This window comes from Paraburkholderia caffeinilytica, assembly GCF_046030355.1.
In the GTDB taxonomy this organism is placed as follows: Bacteria; Pseudomonadota; Gammaproteobacteria; order Burkholderiales; family Burkholderiaceae; genus Paraburkholderia; species Paraburkholderia caffeinilytica_B.
Map to the genome: position 1 here is coordinate 393,782 of NZ_JAQQCQ010000001.1, position 21,140 is coordinate 414,921.

Genomic DNA, 21,140 nt, shown 5'->3' on the forward strand with positions numbered 1-21,140 from the left:
GGCTAACGTGGCAGAAGTCCAATCCATCAATTCGAGCGTCGCGAACGCGACGAATGGTCGCCGCGACGCGCAGCAGGCAGACGCCGGCGGTCAGGAATTCCTCGTCTTCACGCTCGGCGCCGAAGAGTACGGCATCGACATTCTCAAGGTGCAGGAAATCCGCGGCTACGACAACGTGACGCGGATCGCCAATGCGCCTGAGTTCATCAAAGGCGTGATCAATCTGCGCGGCATCATCGTGCCGATCGTGGACATGCGCATCAAGTTTCATCTGGGCCGCGTCGAGTACGACCATCAGACGGTGGTGATCATCCTGAACGTCGCGCATCGCGTGGTCGGGATGGTGGTGGACGGCGTGTCGGACGTGCTGACGCTCGCCACCGACCAGATCATGCCGGCGCCGGAATTCGGCGCGACGCTGACGACCGAATACCTGACGGGCCTGGGTACCGTCGACGGCCGCATGCTGATCCTGATGGACATCGAAAAGCTGATGACCAGCCGCGAAATGGCGCTGATCGAAACGCTGAGCGCGTAAGCATCGTTACGCGCCAGTACGAAAGACAGATCGAACAGGGAGCATCGAGATGCTGAGCAGGTGGTCGATTCGCACATCGCTAACGATGGTGGGGGTCATTCTGGTTGCGCTGACCGTCGTGGTCGGCGCGCTTGGTCTAACCGCGCTGAACGGCGCGAGCCAGTCGCTCGACCGGATCGCGCGCGGCGATCTGGTCGCCATTCACGCGCTCGACGATGCTTCTTCGTATCTGCTGCGTTCGCGCGTGTCATTGGACCGCTTCAATGCGCTGAGCGCTTCCGGCGACACCGAGCAGGCGAAGAAGGTCCTCGATCGCGCGCAGGAGCTGTACGGCAAGGGCAACCAGAGCTGGCAGACCTATCTCGACACGCCGAAGACCGGTGTCGACCAGGCGCAACTGGACGAACTGGTGGCCCGTCGCACGAGCCTGATGCGCGACGGCATGGAACCTGAATTCGCCGCACTGCGGGCGAACGATCTGGCCGCCTATCACGCCATCGCCGATACGAAAATCAGCCCGTGGTTCGTTTCCTACGACAACGCCGCGTCCGCCGTCGTCAAGTCACTGCAGCAGCTTGCAGCGGACCAGCAGGCAAGCGCGCAATCGAACATCTCGCTGATGACCACGCTGATTATCGGCGTCACCGTCATCGCGCTGCTGCTGGTGGTGGGCATTCGCTTCGCGCTGCGCGGCCTGATCGTGCAGCCGCTGCACGATGCGACGGCGTGCTTCGAGCGGATCGCTTCGGGTGATCTGTCCGAACAGATCAACGTGTTCAGCCGTAACGAAATCGGCCGCCTGTTCGCCGGCATCAAGCGCATGCAGGAAAGCATGGCGACGATGGTGACGGCGGTTCACAGCAGCACCGAATCGATCGACACCGGCGCGCGCGAAATCGCCATGGGCAACACCGATCTTTCGCAACGCACCGAACAGCAGGCCGCTTCGTTGCAGGAAACCGCCTCGAGCATGGAGCAGCTGACCGGCACCGTGCGGCAGAACGCCGAGAACGCGCGTCAGGCGAGCCAGCTGGCCGTCAATGCGTCGGATATCGCGACGCGCGGCGGCGACGTGGTGAGCCAGGTCGTGACGACGATGCAGGACATCGCGACCAGTTCGAACAAGGTCGTCGACATCATCGGCGTGATCGAAGGCATTGCGTTTCAGACCAACATTCTCGCGCTGAACGCGGCGGTCGAAGCTGCGCGTGCAGGCGAACAGGGCCGCGGTTTCGCGGTGGTCGCGGGCGAAGTGCGCAGCCTCGCGCAGCGCAGCGCCAGCGCCGCGAAGGAAATCAAGGAACTGATCGGCGACTCGGTCGACAAGGTGCAAAGCGGCTCGACGCTGGTTGGCCGGGCGGGCACTACGATGGACGAGATCGTGCAGGCGGTGCGCCGCGTGACCGACATCATGGGCGAGATTAGCGCCGCTTCCGAAGAGCAGTCGGGCGGCATCGAACAGGTGAATCGCGCCGTCGTGCAGATGGACGAAGTCACGCAGCAGAACGCCGCGCTGGTCGAACAGGCAGCGGCTGCCGCAGCGTCGCTCGAAGAGCAGACGCGCCAGTTGCAAGCGGTGGTGAATGTCTGGAAAGTAGCCGGCGGCCAGGCGCGCGGTACGGCGGCTGCAGCGCGTCCCTCGCAAGCGGCAGCACGCGCGAACGGCAGGAAGAGCGGCAGCCAGCAGGCGCAGCCAGCGAAGGCCGCGCCGCAAACATCCGCACACATCACGGCGCACCCGGCAGCAAACAAGGCAGCAAGCACGGCAACGCATGCAACACCAGCTTCGGCGACCCACGGGGCCGACACCGCGCGTGTCGAACCGGCTCTCAAACCGAAGACGGCCCGCGCCGTATCCGAAACCGCTGTACGTCCCGCCGCAACAGGCGCCGCGGCGGCAGGATCGGACGCGGACTGGGAAACGTTCTAGGAAAGTGGCACAGAGACATGCAGTCATTCGGCATCTCGCTCCATGAGGGGCGAATCATCGAAACACGCTTACCAGGCGTGTCGCGGGCCGACTGCGTGTTGGCAGAACTCGCGGGCGGGCGCGACCCCGCGAACACAATCCCTTTCGCCAGAAGCAATCCTTCCGGCGAAAAGCGGGATGGCTCGTATTGCAAGCAGGAACTCACATGATGGCAACGCGCGCACAGCAACGTCCGCAAGCGGCATCTCCGCAAGCGGCACCTCCGCAAGCGGCACGTCCCGACCGGGCCGAGCCGGCTAGAGCCGGCGAGCAAGGACGGGATTTCGAATTCACGTCGGCGGATTTCGCTCGCATTCGCGATCTGATTCATCGCAGCGCCGGCATTTCGCTGTCGGATCACAAGCGCGATATGGCGTACAGCCGTCTGGCGCGCCGCTTGCGCGCCCGTGGTCTGGAGACCTTCAAACAGTATCTCGATCTGCTCGAAGCGGAAAACGATCCGGCCGAGTGGGAAGCGTTCACCAATGCGCTGACCACCAACCTGACCGCGTTTTTCCGCGAAGCGCATCACTTTCCGATCCTTGCCGAGTTCGTGCCGCGCCGCGCGCAGCCGGTTTCGGTGTGGTGCTCGGCGGCCTCGACCGGTGAAGAACCGTATTCGATCGCGATGACGCTGATCGAAGCGCTCGGCGACAGCGGTGCGCGTCAGGCCACCGTGCTCGCCACCGACATCGACACGCAGGTGCTGGCGAAAGCCGAAGCCGGCATGTATCAGTTCGACCAGGTGAAGCACCTGTCGCCCGAGCGGCTCAAACGCTTCTTCCTGAAGGGCACCGGCGCGCACACCGGCATGGTGAAGGTGCGTCCGGAAGTCCGCGCAATGGTGCGCTTCGAACAACTGAATCTGACTGACCGCGATTACCAGTTGCGCTCGCAGTTCGACGCGATCTTCTGCCGCAACGTGATGATCTATTTCGACAAGCCGACGCAAGCGCAGGTGCTCGCGCGCTTCGAGCCGCTGATGAAATCCGGTGGCTTGCTGTTTGCCGGCCACTCGGAAAACTTCACCTATGTGACGCAGGCGTTCAAGCTGCGCGGCCAGACCGTCTATGAGCTGACGCGTGATGCGGGCGCCGTCGCACGTACGCCGGCGCGCACCGCGAGCCACGCCGGCAGCGCAACGGCGAGCGGGGTGAGCGCATGAGCAGCAGCCTGCCGATCGCCACCAATCTGTACTTCGACAATCACTTTCAGCGCCCCGGCGTGAAGCTGTTGCCGAACGAGTTCTACACGACCCAGGAAGACATGGTGCTCGTCACCGTGCTCGGTTCGTGTGTTGCGGCCTGCATCCAGGATCGCACGGCGGGCATTGGCGGCATGAACCATTTCATGCTGCCCGACGACGGCGCGGACGCCGGCCAGCCCGCGTCGGATTCGATGCGCTACGGCGCCTATGCAATGGAAGTGCTGATCAACGAACTGATCAAGGCCGGCGGCCGGCGCGAGCGCTTCGAAGCCAAGGTGTTCGGCGGCGGCGCTGTGCTGGCCGGCATGACGACGATGAACATCGGCGATCGCAATTCGGAATTCGTGCGCCGCTATCTGGCGCTCGAAAAGATCCGCATCGTCGCAGAAGATTTGCAGGGTAACTATCCGCGCAAGGTCGCTTTCATGCCGCGCACCGGCCAGGTGATGGTGAAGAAATTACGTCTGCAGCAGGAAGCGGGCGTGGCCGAGCGCGAACAGGCGCTCGTGCGGCAAAGCACCGAAGCGCGTGCCGAGCGGCTCGCGGCGGCACGCAAACGGGTTGAGTTGTTCTCGACGCCGGCCGCTACGCGCCCCAAGCTTGAATTGTTCGGCACCGCGGGCGGCAGTGCGGGCGCAGGCGCAGCGAAGCCGCGCATCGAACTGTTCGGCGCCAGCCCGCGCCCGATTAATTCAAACAACGCCAGAACTACAGAGGAGGCGTGAGCGCTGTGCAAAAGATCAAAGTACTGTGCGTCGACGATTCGGCGCTGATCCGCAGCCTGATGACGGAAATCATCAACGGCCAGCCGGACATGACCGTCGTGGCGACCGCACCCGACCCGCTGGTCGCGCGCGATCTCATCAAGCAGCACAATCCGGACGTGCTGACGCTCGACGTCGAAATGCCGCGCATGGACGGTCTCGACTTCCTCGAGAAGCTGATGCGTTTGCGACCCATGCCGGTTGTGATGGTGTCGTCGCTGACCGAGCGCGGCAATGAAATCACCTTGCGCGCGCTGGAACTGGGCGCGGTCGATTTCGTCACCAAGCCGAAGGTCGGCATTCGTGACGGCATGCTCGACTACGCGGAAAAGCTCGCCGACAAGGTTCGCGCCGCGGCCCGCGCACGCGTGCGCCAGGCCGCGCCGGTGCAGCACGCGGCCACGCAGGCGGCGCATGCACCCGTTGCCGCCGCGCCGCTCTTCAACAATCCGCTGCTCAGTACCGAGAAGCTGATCATTGTCGGGGCGTCGACGGGCGGCACCGAAGCGATCCGCGAAGTGCTGGTGCCGCTGCCGCCGGATGCCCCCGCCGTGCTGATCGCACAGCATATGCCGCCGGGTTTTACAAAATCTTTTGCGCAACGCCTTAATGGTTTGTGCCGGATTACCGTTAAAGAGGCAGAGCACGGCGAACGCGTGCTGCCGGGACATGCGTATATCGCGCCCGGCCACGCTCACCTGTTGCTGGCCCGCAGCGGCGCGAACTATATTGCGCATCTGTCGGACGAACCGCCGGTGAACCGGCATCGTCCGTCGGTGGACGTGCTGTTCCGTTCGGCTGCGCAGCATGCGGGCAAGAATGCGGTGGGCGTAATTCTGACCGGAATGGGGCGCGATGGCGCCGCCGGACTACTGGACATGAAAAAAGCCGGGGCGTATACCCTTGCACAGGACGAAGCGAGCTGTATCGTGTTCGGCATGCCGCGCGAAGCCATTGCGCTCGGCGCCGCGGACGAAATTGCGTCGCTGGCGGAAATGAGCCGTCGCGTGATGGCGCGTCTGTCGTCGATGGGTGATCGCGTACAGCGGGTATGATGCGCGGGCTCGACGCCGAGCGCCAGGCATGGGACCGGAGTAGGGGCTAAAGCGCCAGCTCCGGTCGACAGCCCTGCATGGGACCGGAGTAAGCGCTAAAGCGCTAACTCCGGTCGACAGCCTTGCATGGGACCGGAGTAAGCGCTAAAGCGCTAACTCCGGTCGACACGGATCTGACAGAACTGGCGGTCATGCGCCGCACATGGATCAAGCAAAGGGAATGAAATGGATAAGGGAATGAAGATTCTGGTGGTTGACGACTTTCCGACGATGCGCCGGATCGTTCGCAACCTGCTCAAAGAGCTCGGCTACTCGAACGTCGACGAAGCGGAAGACGGTCAGGCCGGCCTCGCGCGTTTGCGCAGCGGTACGTACGACTTCGTGATCTCCGACTGGAACATGCCGAACCTCGACGGTCTGGCCATGCTCAAGGAAATCCGCGCCGACGCCCATCTGACGCATCTGCCGGTGTTGATGGTGACGGCCGAGTCGAAGAAGGAAAACATCATCGCGGCGGCTCAGGCCGGCGCGAGCGGTTACGTCGTCAAGCCGTTTACGGCCGCGACGCTCGACGAGAAGCTCAACAAGATTCTCGAGAAGATGGCGAAAGCCGGGAGCTGATGTGACTCTGCCGACCAACGCGCAAGGCGCCGAAGCGGTGAACGAGAGCGGCGACCTCGCGTCAGACCGCATCCTCGCCCGTATCGGACAACTGACGCGCACGCTGCGTGACTCGATGCGTGAGCTCGGGATCGACAAGCATGTCGAGCGCGCGGCGGAAGCCGTGCCCGATGCTCGCGACCGTCTCAAGTACATCGCGAACATGACCGAGCAGGCCGCCGAGCGCGTGCTGTCATCGATCGACGTCGCCAAGCCGATTCAGGAGCAGCTGCAGAAAGACGCCGGCGAACTCGATGCGCGCTGGGAGCAGTGGTACGCGGCGCCGATCGAGCGCGAGGAAGTGCGCGCCCTGATGAACGACACGCGCACCTTCCTGCGCGGCGTGCCCGAGGCGACGACCGCGACCAATGCGCAGCTGATGGAGATCATGCTGGCGCAGGACTTCCAGGATCTGACCGGCCAGGTCATCAAGAAGATCACGGATGTCGTGTACCTGATCGAGCAGCAGCTGCTCGGCGTGCTGGTCGAGAACATCGCGCTCGAGCGGCGCGAGCAGTTCGCGGCGAACGCGGCGGCGCTGGCGGCCGAGCCGTCGTCTACCGGCAGCCCCGAACATCTGTTGAACGGTCCGCAGATCAATCCGGAAGGCAAGACGGATGTGGTGCAGGACCAGTCGCAGGTCGACGATCTGCTGGCAAGCCTCGGCTTCTGACCGGCAGGCCGTCCGCCTGCAAGGGTGCGAGGCTGGGCCGCGGACCCGCCGACCCGGTATGAGTGGCAAGTCACGCTCCGGCGTGTGCTTGCTGTCTGCCGACACAAACCACAGGCATACTACGAACTCAAGCAACGGCACGGCTTTCCGGTGAGAAACAGTCGCTGGTCGGCGGCACGGTGAGGCAATCCTCCGGCGTGCTACCGCAACGGTGCCGTATGATCTGCATACATGCAGCCGGCTCGCACGAGGTGCGAGCCGAGTAGCAGCAGCTCGGGAGGAGCCTCGTCATGTGGAGTCGCGTACGCCGCGCCGGGTTCGTTATGGCGCTTGCATTACCTTGTTCGATGTCAGCCGTGCAGTCCGCTTATGCGGGATTGGGCGGCGCTCCGATGACACCCCCTACGGATGCGTCGGTTTCTTCCCGCACTGTGCAGCCCGCCACCAGTTCGGCAACGGCGGCTCAAAGCGTGATGCGCTCTGCATCCAGCGCTGCTTCTTCCCCTTCGGCTTCGGCGTCCTACACCGTGCGTGAGACTACGCTCGGCAACGGTACGGTGGTGCGCGAATACCTTGCCGCGGACGGTTCGGTCTTCGGCATCGCATGGCGCGGCCCGCAAATGCCGGATCTGAACGATCTGCTCGGCAGCTATTTCTCGCAGTACGTCGCCGGCGCGAAAGCCGCACGCGCGGCGCGCGGCGGCGGCCGTGGCCCCGTTGCGGTCGATCAGAGCAGTCTCGTGGTCCGTTCCGGCGGACACATGGGCGCGTTCAGCGGTCAGGCCTGGTTGCCGCCGGCATTGCCGGCCGGCGTCAGCGGTTCCGACATCCAGTAAGGGCGAGGACGAACGATGCGAACCATGCAAAGTCATATTGCTGGGAAGTTCAGGGGCTGGATGCAGGCCGTCGTAGCCGTGGCGCTGGTGTCGGTGGTGACCGCCTGCGGTGGTGGGGGCGGCGGCGACAGTTCCAGTTCCAGCAACAATTCGTCGACCACGCTGAATGGCGGCTCGCTGCCGGCCAGCCCGACCCAGCAGCCGGTCGCTGCGACGGCGGCAAACACCGTGCCCATTGCGGTTGGGCAGGGTGTGAATGGCGTCATCAATATTCCGACGGTTAGCGTGACCTTATGCCCGCCGGGTACGACATCCAACTGTCAGACCATCAACAATATCCAGGTGGATACGGGTTCGTTCGGGCTGCGTGTGGTCAGCTCGGTGCTGAATAGTTCGCTGCTCAATGGTGGCTTGCCGATCAGTACCCTGGCCAGCGGCGCACAACTCGCCGAGTGCGCGACCTTCGCCGACGGCTACACCTGGGGCACGGTGCGCACCGCGACTGTCCAGATCGGCGGTGAAACGACGGCTGGGGCCATCCCGATACAGGTCATCGGCGACAAGGCGTCGAGCACGGTGCCGTCGCCCGGTTGCGGCAGTGGGTCGGCAGAAAACACGGTCAGCGATCTCGGCGCCAACGGCATTCTCGGCATCGGCACGTCGCCCACCGATTGCGGCGCAACGTGCGCGAATGCGGCAACCGCAGCTAACTACAGCAATTATTTCGCGTGTCCGGGCGGCGCCTCTTGCGCCCGCACCGCGGTGCCGCTCAACCAGCAGGTCGCCAATCCGGTCGCCAACTTCGCAGCCGACAACAACGGCGTGATCGTGCAGATGCCACCGGTATCGAACACCGGTGCGTCGTCGGCCACCGGCACGCTGGTGTTCGGGATCGGCACGCAGTCGAACAATGCGCTGGCGGCCACGCAGACCTTCGCCACCGATGCCTACGGCAACATGAACAACAGCGTTTTTAACGGCACGACCGTGCAGGCGTTCTTCGATTCGGGGTCGAACGCGTACTTCTTCGGCGACAACTCGCTCGCGCTGTGCGGCAGTAATTTCGCCGGGTTCTATTGCCCGTCGTCCGCGCAAACAAGGTCGATCACGCTGGGCGGCCTGAGCAGTACGAGAGCGAGCGTCAGCATCGGCATCCTGAGCGCGTCGACGCTGTTCGGCAACAGCAGCAACTATGCGTTCAACGATCTGGCCGGGCAGATTGGCGGCAGCAGCAGCTTCGATCTGGGTTTGCCGTTCTTTTATGGCCGTCATGTTTACTACGGCATCGATCAGACGTTGACCGGCGGTCAGGCGCCTTACGTCGGATTCTGAGGCAAGGACCGGAACTGGCAGAACACCCCGCGCGAAACCGCGCGGGGTGTTCACCGGCCCTAAGCGGAGCTGCTTGCCACGGCTAGCCGGTCAGCCCCTGAGAGCCGCGCTGGTTTGTTACGAGACGCCTCAATTTTTGGCTCGCGTGCCATCGCTTGGGCGGAGCCCGCCCGGCCCAACCAGCAAGCCCCGCCGCGCTGCTTGCCGGCTGCTCCATCTCTCGAAATACCCCCCTTTCCCCGCCCTTATCCGCCGATCATCGCTTGCGTCGAGCGGGAATAATCGCTCTCACTGGAAAGAGGCGCCGTGCCTCGGCTGACTGGAGAGCGTTTGTGGCAGAGGATAGCGACCTCGAAAAAACCGAATCAGCCACCCCCCGGCGCCTGCAAAAGGCGCGCGAGGAAGGGCAGATCGTGCGTTCGCGGGAGCTGTCGACGTTTGCGCTGCTGGCAGCGGGGTTCTTTGGCGTATGGGGCATGTCCGACAGCATCGGCGAGCATTTGCAGGGCATGCTGCGGGCGTCCTTCACGTTCGACCACGCTACCGTGTTCGAAACCCGCCGCATGCTGATCGGCGCGGGCGCCGCGAGCCGCGAAGGTCTGTACGCGCTGCTGCCGGTTCTGGCCTTCACCGGCGCTGCCGCCCTGCTCGCGCCGATGGCGCTGGGCGGCTGGCAGTTGTCGTCGAAAGGACTCGAGCCCAAGTTCAACCGGCTCAATCCGATCGAAGGGCTCGGCAAAATATTCTCGATCAACGGCCCGGTTCAACTCGGCCTGTCGCTTGTGAAGACGCTCGTGGTGGGCTGCATTGGCGGCATGGCGACCTGGAATCGCCGCGAGGACATTCTCGCGCTGGCGACCCAGCCGTTGCAATTGGCGCTCGCCAACACCGTGCATCTGATCGCGGTGTGCTGCGGCATGACGGTGGCGGGCATGTTCGTAGTGGCCGCGTTGGATGTGCCGTATCAGCTCTGGCAGTTCCACAAGAAACTGCGCATGACGAAGGAAGAAGTGAAGCGCGAACATCGCGAAAGCGAAGGCGATCCGCACGTCAAAGGCCGGATTCGCCAGCAACAGCGCGCCATTGCCCGCCGCCGCATGATGACCCAGGTGCCGAAGGCCGATGTGGTGGTGACCAACCCGACGCACTTCGCGGTCGCGCTGCAGTACACCGATGGTGAGATGCGCGCGCCGAAGGTGGTCGCCAAGGGCGTGAACCTGGTGGCCGCGCGGATTCGCGAAATCGCCGCCGAAAACAACGTGCCGCTGCTGGAAGCGCCGCCGCTCGCGCGTGCGCTGTATCACAACGTCGAACTGAACCGTGAGATTCCCGGTCCGCTCTATGGCGCGGTCGCCGAGGTGCTTGCGTGGGTGTACCAGTTGCGGCGTTTCAACACCGAAGGCGGCGTCGCGCCGGTCGCCCCGACCGAGTTCGACGTGCCGGCGGATCTCGACAAGGGCGGCGTGCCGGACGATGAAGCCGAGCAGGAAGCCGCCGACGTGCTCGATTCCACCAATAAGCCAAATAACGACAACGCTTCAGGAGCCTCCGCATGAACGCTCGCGCCGGATTCCTGTCCCGACGGCCGGATGCCTTGAGCGGCACCAATTTGCGCGCCCTCGCCGGGCCGGTGCTGATCTGCATGATCCTCGGCATGATGATTCTGCCGTTGCCGCCGTTTCTGCTGGATCTGCTGTTCACCTTCAATATCGCGCTTTCCGTGATGGTGCTGCTCGTCAGCATGTACACGATGAAGCCGCTCGACTTCGCCGCTTTCCCAAGCGTGCTGCTGTTCTCGACCTTGCTGCGTCTGTCGCTGAACGTGGCGTCCACCCGCGTCGTGCTGCTCGAAGGCCATACCGGCCCGGATGCGGCGGGCCAGGTGATCGAGTCGTTTGGCCACTTCCTCGTGGGCGGCAACTTCGCGGTCGGTATCGTCGTCTTTGTCATTTTGATGGTGATCAACTTCATGGTGATCACCAAGGGTGCGGGGCGGATCGCGGAAGTGTCCGCGCGCTTCACGCTCGATGCGATGCCCGGCAAGCAGATGGCGATCGACGCCGATCTGAACGCCGGCCTCATCAACGAAGATCAAGCCCGTAAGCGCCGGCTGGAAGTCTCCCAGGAAGCTGAGTTCTACGGGTCGATGGACGGCGCCAGCAAGTTCGTGCGCGGCGATGCGATTGCCGGCCTGCTGATCATGGTGATCAACATCGTCGGCGGGCTGATCGTCGGGATGGTGCAGCACGGCATGGACTTCGCGTCGGCCGGCAAGACCTACACGCTGCTGACGATCGGTGACGGCCTCGTCGCGCAGATCCCGTCGCTGGTGATTTCGACGGCGGCCGGTGTGATCGTCTCGCGCGTCGCGACGAATGAAGATATCGGTACGCAACTGACCGGCCAGCTCTTCACAAACCCGCGCGTGCTCGTGATCACGGGCTGCATTCTGGTGTTGATGGGCCTGATTCCGGGCATGCCGCACTTCGCGTTTCTCATTCTCGGCGGTGGTCTGATCCAACTCGGCCGCACGATGAAAAAGCGCAGCGAAGCGCGCAAGAACAGCGCAACCCTGGTCGACGTCGCACCAGCCACGCTCGCGCCGGTCGAGAATACCGAAGCCAGCTGGGACGACGTGACGATGATCGACACGCTCGGTCTCGAAGTCGGCTACCGGCTGATTCCGCTCGTCGATAAGAACTCGGACGGCGAACTGCTCAAGCGGATCAAGAGCATCCGCAAGAAGTTCGCGCAGGAAATCGGTTTCCTGCCGCCGGTGATCCATATCCGCGACAACCTCGAATTGCGGCCGAACGGCTACCGGATTGCGCTGAAGGGCGTCGAGGTAGGCGTCGGCGAAGCGTACCCGGGGCAATGGCTGGCGATCAACCCGGGGCAGGTATCCGCCGCGCTGCCGGGCACGCCGACGCAAGATCCGGCGTTCGGTTTGCCGGCCATCTGGATCGATACGAATCTGCGCGAGCAGGCGCAGGTGTACGGCTACACGGTGGTCGATTCGAGCACGGTGGTGGCCACGCACCTGAATCACCTGGTGGTCACGCACGCGTCCGAATTGCTCGGCCGCCGCGAGGTGCAGGCGCTGCTGGAGCGGATGCAGAAGGACACGCCGTCGCTCGTCGACGATCTGGTGCCGAAGTCGCTGCCGCTCACCACGCTGCAAAAGGTGCTGCAAAACCTGCTGGAAGAAGGTGTGCCGATCCGCGACATGCGCACGATTCTCGAAGCCCTGTCCGAACACGCGCCGAAGGTCACCGACGCGCACGAACTCACCGCCGCCGTGCGCCTCGCGCTGGGTCGTGCGATTACGCAGCAGTGGTTCCCGGGCGTGGGCGACATGCAGGTGATGGGCCTCGATTCGAATCTGGAGCGGGTGTTGTCGCAGGCGCTTTCCACCGGCGCCAATCCGGGCCTCGAACCGGGCCTCGCGCATACGCTGCTGAACGAAACGCAGAAGGCGATGACGCGTCAGCAGAACCTGGGGCTCGCACCGGTGTTGCTGGTGCAGCATGCGTTACGACCCATGCTCGCGCGCTTCCTGCGCCGCAGCCTGCCGCAGCTGAAGGTGCTGTCTTATGCGGAAGTGCCGGATACGCGCAATATCAAGGTGGTGAATCTGATTGGCGCGCATGGCTGAACCCCGCGTTAGACCTCGCAGATAGCCGCAATCCAGTCGTTCCAGACCGATGGTTTCCGCCGGCGCTCCTCGAGCGCCGGTTTTCATTTCGGCGCCTAACTTTTCATGCCGCAAGCGGGGGGCGGAGGTCATGCAGCTTCTGCGGAAGCGCCACCGGGCGAGCGCGGCGAGCCCGTTTAAAACCGCCCTGCGCGTGACTTGCGGCGCGTTTCCATCGCCCGAATTGCCTGCCTTTAACGGTCTTTATCCATCGATCGTCACTCGACGGGTTTCGCAATAATGGTCTCAATGGGAAGCGGTATGTTGCCGGTCCGTTAGTCCGTAAGTCCGAATACCTCATCGGGGGTCCAGCTTGAACATTCGTAAATTTGTCGGTGCTACCAGTCGCGATGCTCTGCGTCTCGTGCGCGAAGCCTTGGGCCCGGATGCCGTCGTTTTGTCCAATCGCACGATGGACGACGGCAGCGTCGAGATCGTCGCCCTCGCCGACAGCGACCTCGCCGCCATCACGCCGAAAGCGCCGCGCGGCAGCGCAGGCGCAGCGCTGGCCTCGCCGACGAATGCATCAGCCGGACAACAACCCACGCTCACCGCTCCGCGCGCCAATCCGATGATGCAGGCGAATCCGTATGCGAGCGGCATGCCCGATGTGTTCTCGTCGGTGTTCGGCGCAAGCCCGGAAGCGGGCGCCGAGAACATGACGGCGAATAGCGCTCACACCGCCAATGCGGCTTCCGGCTCAGCCGCACAGTCCGCGGCCGTCCCTGCCGCGCCGAACGCCCCGAAAGCGGCGTTGGCCGCACCCGCTGCAGCGCCGCTGCCGCAACCGGTCAGCACCGAGCAACCCAGCGCCCGCGCGGCGGCAACGCGTCTCACCGAAGATATCCGTGCCGATCTGCTCAAAGCCGCCGGCGTGCCGTCCGCGCCCACCGCTGAAGCCAAGACGCCGCGCACGATGGCCGAATCGAATCCCTGGCTGATCGACCACGCTCGCCGCATCGCCGCCGAACAGCAACAGCAGGGCGCATACAGCGCGCGCCCCGCAGCGATGACACCCGCTGCCGCCATGGCCAAGGGTCTCGGCGCCGCAGTGGAACCCGCTGCCGCCCAGGCGGCCTCCGCGTCACAACAACCGGCCGCGCAGCAAGTCACCGATACGCCCGAATGGGCTCGTGAAGCCGCGCAACTCGCCGCGCGCCGCGCTGCTCAGAAAGTGGCGCCGTCGCTGTCTGCCGGCGACGACGTCCGCACGCCCGCGTCGGTCGCCGAAGCGATCAAGGCGCGCATGGAGCAGGTCGTCAACGACACCGTGATGCACGAGCTGTCGTCGATGCGCGGGATGATGGAAGAACACTTCGCCGGCCTCTTGTGGGGCGATCGCCAGCGCCGCAATCCGGCGCGCGCCGCGCTCACCAAGCACCTGTTCGCCGCCGGCTTCTCCGCGCAGCTCGTGCAGATGATGGTCGACAACCTGCCCGACGACGTCGACAGCATGGAAGGCGGCATGGAGTGGGTGCGTTCGGTGCTCGAATCGAACCTGCCGGTGATGGAAGACGAAGACGCGCTGATGGAACGCGGCGGCGTGTTCGCGCTGATGGGCCCGACGGGCGTCGGCAAGACCACGACCACCGCGAAGCTCGCCGCACGCTGCGTGATGCGCTTCGGCGCGAGCAAGGTGGCGCTCCTCACTACCGACAGCTACCGGATCGGCGGTCACGAACAACTGCGCATCTTCGGCAAGATTCTCGGCGTGTCGGTTCACGCGGTGAAAGACGGCGGCGATCTGCAACTCGCGCTCTCCGAATTGCGCAACAAGCACATCGTGCTGATCGACACGATCGGCATGAGCCAGCGCGATCGCCTGGTCTCCGACCAGATCGCGATGCTGTGCCGCGCCGGTCAACCGGTGCAGCGTCTGCTGCTGCTCAATGCGACGAGTCACGGCGATACGCTGAACGAAGTCGTGCAGGCCTATCAGCGCGCGCCGGATCAACAGCCGCTCGCCGGCTGCATTCTGACCAAGCTCGACGAAGCCACCAATCTGGGCGGCGTGCTCGATACGGTGATCCGCTACAAGTTGCCGGTGCACTACGTGTCGACCGGTCAGAAGGTGCCGGAAAACCTGTATGTCGCAACGAAGAAATTCCTGATCAAGAGCACGTTCTGCATTCCGCGCGACAACTCCCCGTTCGTGCCGCACGAAGACGACATTCCGGCGTTGCTGTCCGCGCTGTCGGCGCGTTCGACGGCCGAGCTGCACGAGGTCCGCTTTGGATAAGCTCATCTCCGATCAGGCAGAAGGACTGCGGCGGCTGTTGGCCCGTAGCGGCTCGCGCGTGATTGCGGTGACAGGCGGCTCGGCCAGCGTCGGCTGTACGACGACGGTGGTGAACCTCGCCGCGGCGCTCGCGCAGCAGGGTAAAGACGTGCTGGTGATCGACGAGTGCCTCGGCGAGAAATCGGTGAGCGCGATGCTGGGCGGCGTGCGCGGCGCCGGTAATTTTGCGGCGGTGATGCGCGGCGAGATGACACTCGACGATGCCGCCGCGCGCCACGCGCTGGGTTTCTCCGTGCTGGCCGCTTCGCGCAACAACCGCGAAGGCCGCACGGCCGCGCAATTCGACGTGCTGCTGCGCGGTTCCGCCGACATCGTGCTGATCGATGCGCAACTCGACCAACACGGCCACCTGTCGCCCCTCGCGATGCAGGCGCACGACCTGATGATCGTGACAAGGGTAGCCGCGCAAGCGATCACCGAGGCGTACGCGTGCATGAAGCGTCTGCACTACGCGCACGCCACCGCGCAGTTTCGCGTGCTGGTGAACCACGTGCAGAGCGTGGAAGACGCGCATACCGCCTTTGTCAACCTGGCCGGCGTGGCAGGGCGCTACCTGACGGTGGCGCTGGAAGACGCCGGTTGCATTGCCGCCGATGCGCGGATGGCGCGAGCCCTGGAGTTGTCGCGGTGTGTCGTCGATGCGTTCCCATCGACACCGGCTGCGCGCGACTTCCGGCACCTTGCCGCCGAATTGCAGTACTGGCCGATGCGGCCAGCGATGTCGTCGCAAACGCCCTGGATGGCGCCTGCGACAGTTACAGCGGCGCAACACGCCGACCAACCGTCCGCGCAGCACGCCTGAGAGGCGGCACAAGGACAAGGGGAGCACGATGTATAACGCTCAGGGAAAGATTTCCCAAGCCGAAGTTCTGACGAAGTACGCGCCGCTGGTGCGTCGCCTCGGCTTGCAGCTCGTTGCCAAGATGCCGGCAAGCGTCGATCTCGACGACCTCATCCAGGCCGGCATGATCGGACTGCTGGACGCGGCGAGCCGCTACAAGGAAGACCAGGGCGCGCAGTTCGAGACTTATGCCAGCCAACGGATTCGTGGCGCGATGCTCGACGAGTTACGCAGCAACGACTGGTTGCCGCGCAGCTTGCGGCGCACGTCGCGCGAAGTCGAATCTGCCGTGCACAAGGTCGAACAGAATCTGGGCCGCTCGGCGAGCGAAACGGAAATCGCCGAGCATCTGCAAATGCCGCTCGACGAGTATCAATCGATGCTCCAGGATCTGCACGGCAGCCAGCTGATCTATTACGAAGACTTCGACCGTTCCGCGGACGACGAACCGTTTCTCGACCGTTACTGCGTCGATCATTCGGACCCGCTGTCGGCGCTGCTGGACGACAGCCTGCGCTCGGCGCTGGTCGAGGCGATCGACCGCCTGCCGGAACGCGAGAAGCTGCTGATGTCGCTGTACTACGAACGCGGCATGAATCTGCGCGAAATCGGCGCGGTGATGGAAGTCAGTGAATCGCGGGTGTGCCAACTGCACAGCCAAGCCGTGGCGCGCTTGCGCACGCGCCTGCGCGAAATGGCCTGGGCGAACGCCGAGGCGACTTGAGCCGGGACGGCTGACCGGCGGTGCGCGGAAACGTCCGCCTGGTGTTCTCTCCTTCTCCTGTTACGCGTCCGCCATCTCATGTTCCGCGGCCAGCGCCAGAAACGCCGAACGCGACATGCCGCGCGCCTGGGCGTAGGTGTCGATATCCTGAACCAACGCTTCGGGCAGTGAGATATTGATGCGCACCGCCTTCTTCAACGCCGGAATATTCCGCGTTGTTACGAAACCCCACGTGAAACCCGCGTAGTCCGGATTGCGCCGATGCTCATCCAGCGTCAGCCGTTCGGGAATCGGCAAACCTTCGTCGAGCAGCGTATCCAGATGCGCCTCGATCGCTTCCTTCGCGTTCGCATAGGCTTCTTCCAGCGAATCCCCCGCCGAATGGCAACCCGGAATGTCGGGAACGACCACACCGAACGCTTGATGCGTGTCACCCGGCTCGATCGCGATCGGGAAAATCAGGTTCTTCATTTCAGGCCTGCCTGTTTCAAGATGCTGTTCAGTGTGCCGGGCGGAAGATCTTTCTTTGGATGCGGGATGGTCACGAGACCGGCTTTTACCGCGTGCCGGAAATGGTGGTGGCTGCCCGATATGCGGATCAGCCGCCAACCATCGGCTTGAATCACTTTGACGACTTCGGCACTGTTCATACTGCACTCCTCGAATCATACACACGATTACACAACCTCGCTAGTGGGTAACGCTCCGCCTGGTTCGTCGCAGGCAGCCTCGAAAGCTGCGGGTGACGGCGGATAAGCCCAGTGGGGGGAGCCGTGATTTCAACGTGGCGGAGGATTTTCGCGCTACCTGGCCGGATGGCTAACGCGTGTGGGAGGCGGGCTTGGGTGCCCTGTGCGGAGACGTGAAAACAAGAAGGGCTCGTCAAAGACGAGCCCTTCTGTTCAAAGCAATCTACTCAATTGCGTCGGCGCGTGACACGCGCCGTTCCAGCGAAATCTTCAGGCCGCGGGACGCGCGGGAATCCGGCCATCCGGTCCGTAGAAACCGGCGTTCTGCGGCACGGCCACCTGCAGCGCTGTCAGCGCGCGCTGGTTGTAGTCCATGCGGACACGGATCAGTTCACCGTTACTCGTATTGAAGCGCCGCGCCCGCTCGGCGGCTTTTTGCAGTAGTGCCCATTGCTCGGCGAGTCGCGCATCCGCACTGGCCGCGAGCTCCATGCCTGGCCAGCCGGCCGGCAGACCCATTTCAGCGAGCAGCGCGTCGCGCGTGGCTTCGAGCTTGGCGAGCAGGCCGATCAACTCGGTTTTCTTCTCGACGATCGGCGGCAGCAGTTCCAGCGGCGACAAGGCGGTCAGCGCCTTGGTCTCGAGCGTCAGAATCGAGGCGAATGCCTCGACGGCCGAATATTCTTCGATGAGGGTGGCAAGCAGGGCGTCTTTCATCTCAACAACTCGCTGAACACGACGGCTCGCGCATGAGTCGCGAGCCGGGTTTGTCGAATGCCGCCCGGCAACTCACCGTACTTCGATGCGTCGATTAGTTGCCGGTCGACGAGGTTTTGCTTTGCAACAGTTCGCGCGCGGTATTCAGCACGCCGTCGGCGATCTTGCTGGAATCGATCTTCAGCGAGCCGTCCTTGATGGCTGCCTTGATCGACTCGACGTGCGCCGTGTCGATATCGGCCGAACCGGAGGCCGCGAGGCTGCGCAAATGCTGCGACAGACCCGAGAGGCTGACGCTGGCGTCGCCCGACCCGCTGCCGGTAGTGGTTTGCGAGGTCGTGCCCGCACTCTGCGCGTTGCTGTTCGCGGTCGCCGCGTCGCCTTGCTGCGAGCGGGACAGGGCGTCTTTCAACGTCGGCAGATTCGAATTGGTTGTGGAATCGACTTTCACGATTGGCTTCCTGAACGATTTGATCCTGATAACGGCAACTGCTGATCAAAACTTTAGCGCAATCGCTCCAGGTTTTACCTTGCGTTTCAATACGATCCGGCCCCGCCCCGCCCCGCCCCGCGACGCGTTCGACACCCGCTGCGCCGGCTGTATCGGCCGCCGGGGCTAAGTCCACGCCGGCGGATGGGCTGCCGGGCTTGTCGCCGGGACGCTTCACAACTGGATCTCCACCGTCGAGCCATCCTTGACGATGCCGGAGATGATCTGGCCATTCGCCGTCTTCACCCGCACCTGCTGGCCTGGCGACGCATTGTTCATCGCGCTGCCTTCGGCCGAAATCGCAAAACCTTCGCCCGCCGCGACGACCCGCACCGTTTGTCCGATCGACACCGACGATGCGCTTTTCAGCATGTCGCGGCGCAGCGGCATGCCACCGGCAACGCGCACGAGCGATACCGAGCCGACCACCTGTGACGGGTCCGTGACGATCGCCTGGGGCAAACCGGTCAGGTCGCCGTCGCGTGCGACGAGGTCGGCGGCGGTGAACACTTCGCCCGGCGCCATTGCGCGGGCGGCCAGATAGTAGGTGGCGCGCAGCGAAATGCGTGCTTGCAGATAGATGGTCCACGGCCGTTCGCCGGCGCAGCGCACGCCGACAGTCATGCGGCCCCACAGGCGCGCGCCGCTAGGCATGAAGGGCTCCAGCATCGTGCAGGCCGCGAGCCCGCGCGGAAACGCCGGCGCGACGGTGATTTCGACCTTGCCGGGCAAGCCCGCCGATTGCTGTTGCAGAAAGGCGAGCGCCGCAGTGCGGATCGCCTCGGCGTCTTGCTGACCGGCCAGCGTGACAGGTTGCGCGACCGCTGTGGGTCGCAGATTCTGTTGCGCGACAGCCGGCGCCACCTGGCGCATCGCCGGCGTGCGGGCGATGGTGGCAGGCGGTGTGGGCATGGGCACGGGGGTCGGCGCGGCCACCGCGGTGGTCACGACGGGTTTGCCGTTCGCGCCCAGTTGCGGCGGCTCGCCGCGCGAGGAAAGACTGTCGAAGCCGCCGGCGGTGGGCGCGCTGGCGGCCACGCCGTTAGGCGCATTGGCGATGACGGACTGCACGCCGGTGGCTTGTCGGCCGGCATTAAGCGCAGGCGCCGGCGTCACCACGACCGGCACGACCTGACGTGCACCCGGCGCCACATTGACGCGCGCAATCCCGGACGCCGGATTGGTTGCAGCCGCAGCAACATTGGTGCTTCCCGGCGCGGGAATCGTCACGACCCCGTTCGCGTCGGGCTTGAAACTGGTACGGATCATCTGCGGCGCGGCAGGCGGTTCGTCCGTGCCTGGAATGACGATCGAGCCGCTTGCATTGGCAGCGCGCGTGAATGGATCGGCGTCGCGCGCGACCGGCCCCGGCGTCAGCGACTGCGCGGTAGCGGCGGCGAGCGTCGCAGCGAACCCCGTGCGTTTCGCGGGCGTTGCCTGCATCTGCGCAGCCAGATCGTTGAGCGCGGCCGGATTCTTTTCGCCCGGGCCGGGAATCACGATCGGGCCACCGGCGTCCTGAGCCTGCTGGGTCTGTTGAGCCTGTGTAGTGGCCGGCAGCAGCACAATGCCGCCGGCGACCCATACCGCCAGGTTCACGATGAGACGAGTCAGGAGATGGGATGCACCACGCGACGCACGTCGCGCCGCGCCCGCCCCCACGCGATGCGCCGCCGCGTAGCTTGCGCGGTGCGTCGGGTCGAAGGTGGGCTGGTCCATCGTGTTTCTCCATCGAATGCATCGGTACGCCTTGCATTCTAGTGAGCGCCCCCATTGCGCAAACGTTGAATAGAAGCCCCCTTTCCCGGTTATTCGTCCGATTGCCGCTTGCGTTCGGCCCATAAGATGCACTTCATGCAAAAAGGTCTTCCCGGCCGACGCAGGCCTCTCGCGAGGCACCGCGCGGCACGAACGGGAAGCCTCGGGAACGTTCTCCGGAGATTTCTATGCTGGACAAACTCGATGCCGAATTCGCCTTTGGCCGCCAGGCGCTCGATGTGCGCGCTTACCGGCAGGAACTGCTGTCGTCGAATATCGCCAACGCCGATACCCCCGGGTACAAGGCGCGCGACGTCGACTTCGCCTCGTCGCTGGCCGGCGCGCTGAAGAAGACCGGCGGCGGTGCGGGCACGGGCGCCTCGAACAACTCGACGCTCGCCATGACGCAGCCCGCAGGCGTGTCGAGCGGCATGTCGATGGTGTCGACCGCGCCGGGCCACATGGCCGGCAAGACGACGCTGACGCCGACCGGCGGCGCGCCTGACGATTACGGCAATCTGCAGTACCGCATTCCGACGCAGCCCGCGCTCGACGGCAACACGGTCGACATCGATACGGAGCGCGTGCAGTTCGCGGACAACACGTTGCACTTCGAATCGGGCATGACCGTGCTGTCGAGCCAGATCAAGACGATGCTCGCGGCGATCACGTCGGGGTCGTAAATAGCCGGCATGACGACCGGCGCAGCACCAGATACGCAGTACGCAGGAACAATCGCTACGGGATTAACGTGAAGCCGGAGCTAGCGCTGAAACGCTAGCTTCAGTCGACAGCGTTGCATGGGACTGGAGTAAGCGCTAAAGCGCCAACTCCGGTCGACAGCGTTGCATGGGACCGGAGTAAGCGCTGAAGCGCTAACACCGGTCGACAGGA

The 21,140-nt window shown here is 64.3% G+C and carries 20 protein-coding genes; 15 read left to right on the forward strand and 5 right to left on the reverse strand.

The features are described 5' to 3' along the window. Positions 1-7: 7 nt before the first annotated feature. From cheW to PQQ95_RS01780, 14 genes are all read left to right on the forward strand, one after another. Positions 8-538 (forward strand): chemotaxis protein CheW, encoded by a 531-nt coding sequence (gene cheW, locus PQQ95_RS01715; protein WP_054038497.1) that lies wholly within the window; start codon positions 8-10, stop codon positions 536-538. 49 nt (positions 539-587) lie between these two features. Then, a complete protein-coding gene (locus PQQ95_RS01720) occupies positions 588-2,468 on the forward strand; it encodes a methyl-accepting chemotaxis protein (RefSeq protein ID WP_408434172.1) in 1,881 nt (626 codons plus the stop codon). Between the two features lie 205 nt (positions 2,469-2,673). Continuing rightward, positions 2,674-3,672 (forward strand): CheR family methyltransferase, encoded by a 999-nt coding sequence (locus PQQ95_RS01725; RefSeq protein WP_408434175.1) that lies wholly within the window; start codon positions 2,674-2,676, stop codon positions 3,670-3,672. After that, positions 3,669-4,439 (forward strand): chemoreceptor glutamine deamidase CheD, encoded by a 771-nt coding sequence (gene cheD / locus PQQ95_RS01730; protein WP_408434178.1) that lies wholly within the window; start codon positions 3,669-3,671, stop codon positions 4,437-4,439. The genes PQQ95_RS01725 and cheD overlap by 4 nt, the downstream gene beginning before the upstream one ends. Before the next feature lie 5 nt (positions 4,440-4,444). Further along, a complete protein-coding gene (locus PQQ95_RS01735; protein WP_408434181.1) occupies positions 4,445-5,533 on the forward strand; it encodes a protein-glutamate methylesterase/protein-glutamine glutaminase in 1,089 nt (362 codons plus the stop codon). Positions 5,534-5,758: 225 nt separating this feature from the next. After that, complete coding sequence (cheY, locus tag PQQ95_RS01740; protein WP_054038493.1) at positions 5,759-6,154, forward strand: chemotaxis response regulator CheY; 396 nt, start codon at positions 5,759-5,761, stop codon at positions 6,152-6,154. Position 6,155: 1 nt separating this feature from the next. Then, positions 6,156-6,866, forward strand: a complete 711-nt coding sequence (gene cheZ / locus PQQ95_RS01745; protein WP_408434184.1) for a protein phosphatase CheZ — start codon at positions 6,156-6,158, stop codon at positions 6,864-6,866. Positions 6,867-7,156: 290 nt separating this feature from the next. Further along, positions 7,157-7,702, forward strand: coding sequence for a DUF2844 domain-containing protein (locus tag PQQ95_RS01750; RefSeq protein ID WP_408434187.1), 546 nt, complete (start codon positions 7,157-7,159; stop codon positions 7,700-7,702). A 15-nt stretch (positions 7,703-7,717) separates the two neighbouring features. Continuing rightward, on the forward strand, positions 7,718-9,034 hold the full coding sequence (locus PQQ95_RS01755) for a DUF3443 domain-containing protein (protein WP_408434190.1): 1,317 nt from the start codon (positions 7,718-7,720) through the stop codon (positions 9,032-9,034). A gap of 332 nt (positions 9,035-9,366) precedes the next feature. Then, positions 9,367-10,590, forward strand: a complete 1,224-nt coding sequence (flhB, locus tag PQQ95_RS01760; protein WP_408434193.1) for a flagellar biosynthesis protein FlhB — start codon at positions 9,367-9,369, stop codon at positions 10,588-10,590. Next, the gene (flhA, locus tag PQQ95_RS01765; protein ID WP_408434196.1) at positions 10,587-12,689 is read left to right on the forward strand and encodes a flagellar biosynthesis protein FlhA; all 2,103 of its coding nucleotides are present in this window, start codon (positions 10,587-10,589) and stop codon (positions 12,687-12,689) included. Before flhB ends, flhA begins: the two co-directional genes overlap by 4 nt. Before the next feature lie 352 nt (positions 12,690-13,041). Continuing rightward, positions 13,042-14,967, forward strand: a complete 1,926-nt coding sequence (flhF, locus tag PQQ95_RS01770) for a flagellar biosynthesis GTPase FlhF (protein ID WP_408434199.1) — start codon at positions 13,042-13,044, stop codon at positions 14,965-14,967. Further along, positions 14,960-15,829, forward strand: a complete 870-nt coding sequence (locus tag PQQ95_RS01775; RefSeq protein WP_408434202.1) for a nucleotide-binding protein — start codon at positions 14,960-14,962, stop codon at positions 15,827-15,829. The genes flhF and PQQ95_RS01775 overlap by 8 nt, the downstream gene beginning before the upstream one ends. Before the next feature lie 28 nt (positions 15,830-15,857). After that, entirely contained in the window at positions 15,858-16,592 is a 735-nt protein-coding gene (locus PQQ95_RS01780) for an RNA polymerase sigma factor FliA (protein WP_054038479.1), read from the forward strand. A gap of 60 nt (positions 16,593-16,652) precedes the next feature. Here PQQ95_RS01780 and PQQ95_RS01785 read toward each other — a convergent pair whose 3' ends face one another. The 5 genes from PQQ95_RS01785 to flgA form a co-directional block, all read right to left on the reverse strand. Next, complete coding sequence (locus PQQ95_RS01785; RefSeq protein ID WP_266212323.1) at positions 16,653-17,063, reverse strand: type II toxin-antitoxin system HicB family antitoxin; 411 nt, start codon at positions 17,061-17,063, stop codon at positions 16,653-16,655. Then, a complete protein-coding gene (locus PQQ95_RS01790; protein ID WP_028198502.1) occupies positions 17,060-17,242 on the reverse strand; it encodes a type II toxin-antitoxin system HicA family toxin in 183 nt (60 codons plus the stop codon). The genes PQQ95_RS01785 and PQQ95_RS01790 overlap by 4 nt, the downstream gene beginning before the upstream one ends. 309 nt (positions 17,243-17,551) lie before the next feature. Then, a complete protein-coding gene (locus PQQ95_RS01795; RefSeq protein WP_408434205.1) occupies positions 17,552-17,998 on the reverse strand; it encodes a flagella synthesis protein FlgN in 447 nt (148 codons plus the stop codon). Between the two features lie 94 nt (positions 17,999-18,092). Beyond that, positions 18,093-18,449 (reverse strand): flagellar biosynthesis anti-sigma factor FlgM, encoded by a 357-nt coding sequence (flgM, locus tag PQQ95_RS01800; protein WP_408434208.1) that lies wholly within the window; start codon positions 18,447-18,449, stop codon positions 18,093-18,095. A 213-nt stretch (positions 18,450-18,662) separates the two neighbouring features. Then, positions 18,663-20,207 (reverse strand): flagellar basal body P-ring formation chaperone FlgA, encoded by a 1,545-nt coding sequence (flgA, locus tag PQQ95_RS01805; protein ID WP_408434211.1) that lies wholly within the window; start codon positions 20,205-20,207, stop codon positions 18,663-18,665. A gap of 227 nt (positions 20,208-20,434) precedes the next feature. On the opposite strand from flgA, the gene flgB reads away from it, so the two are divergent. Then, on the forward strand, positions 20,435-20,929 hold the full coding sequence (gene flgB, locus PQQ95_RS01810) for a flagellar basal body rod protein FlgB (RefSeq protein WP_408434214.1): 495 nt from the start codon (positions 20,435-20,437) through the stop codon (positions 20,927-20,929). Positions 20,930-21,140 lie beyond the last annotated feature (211 nt).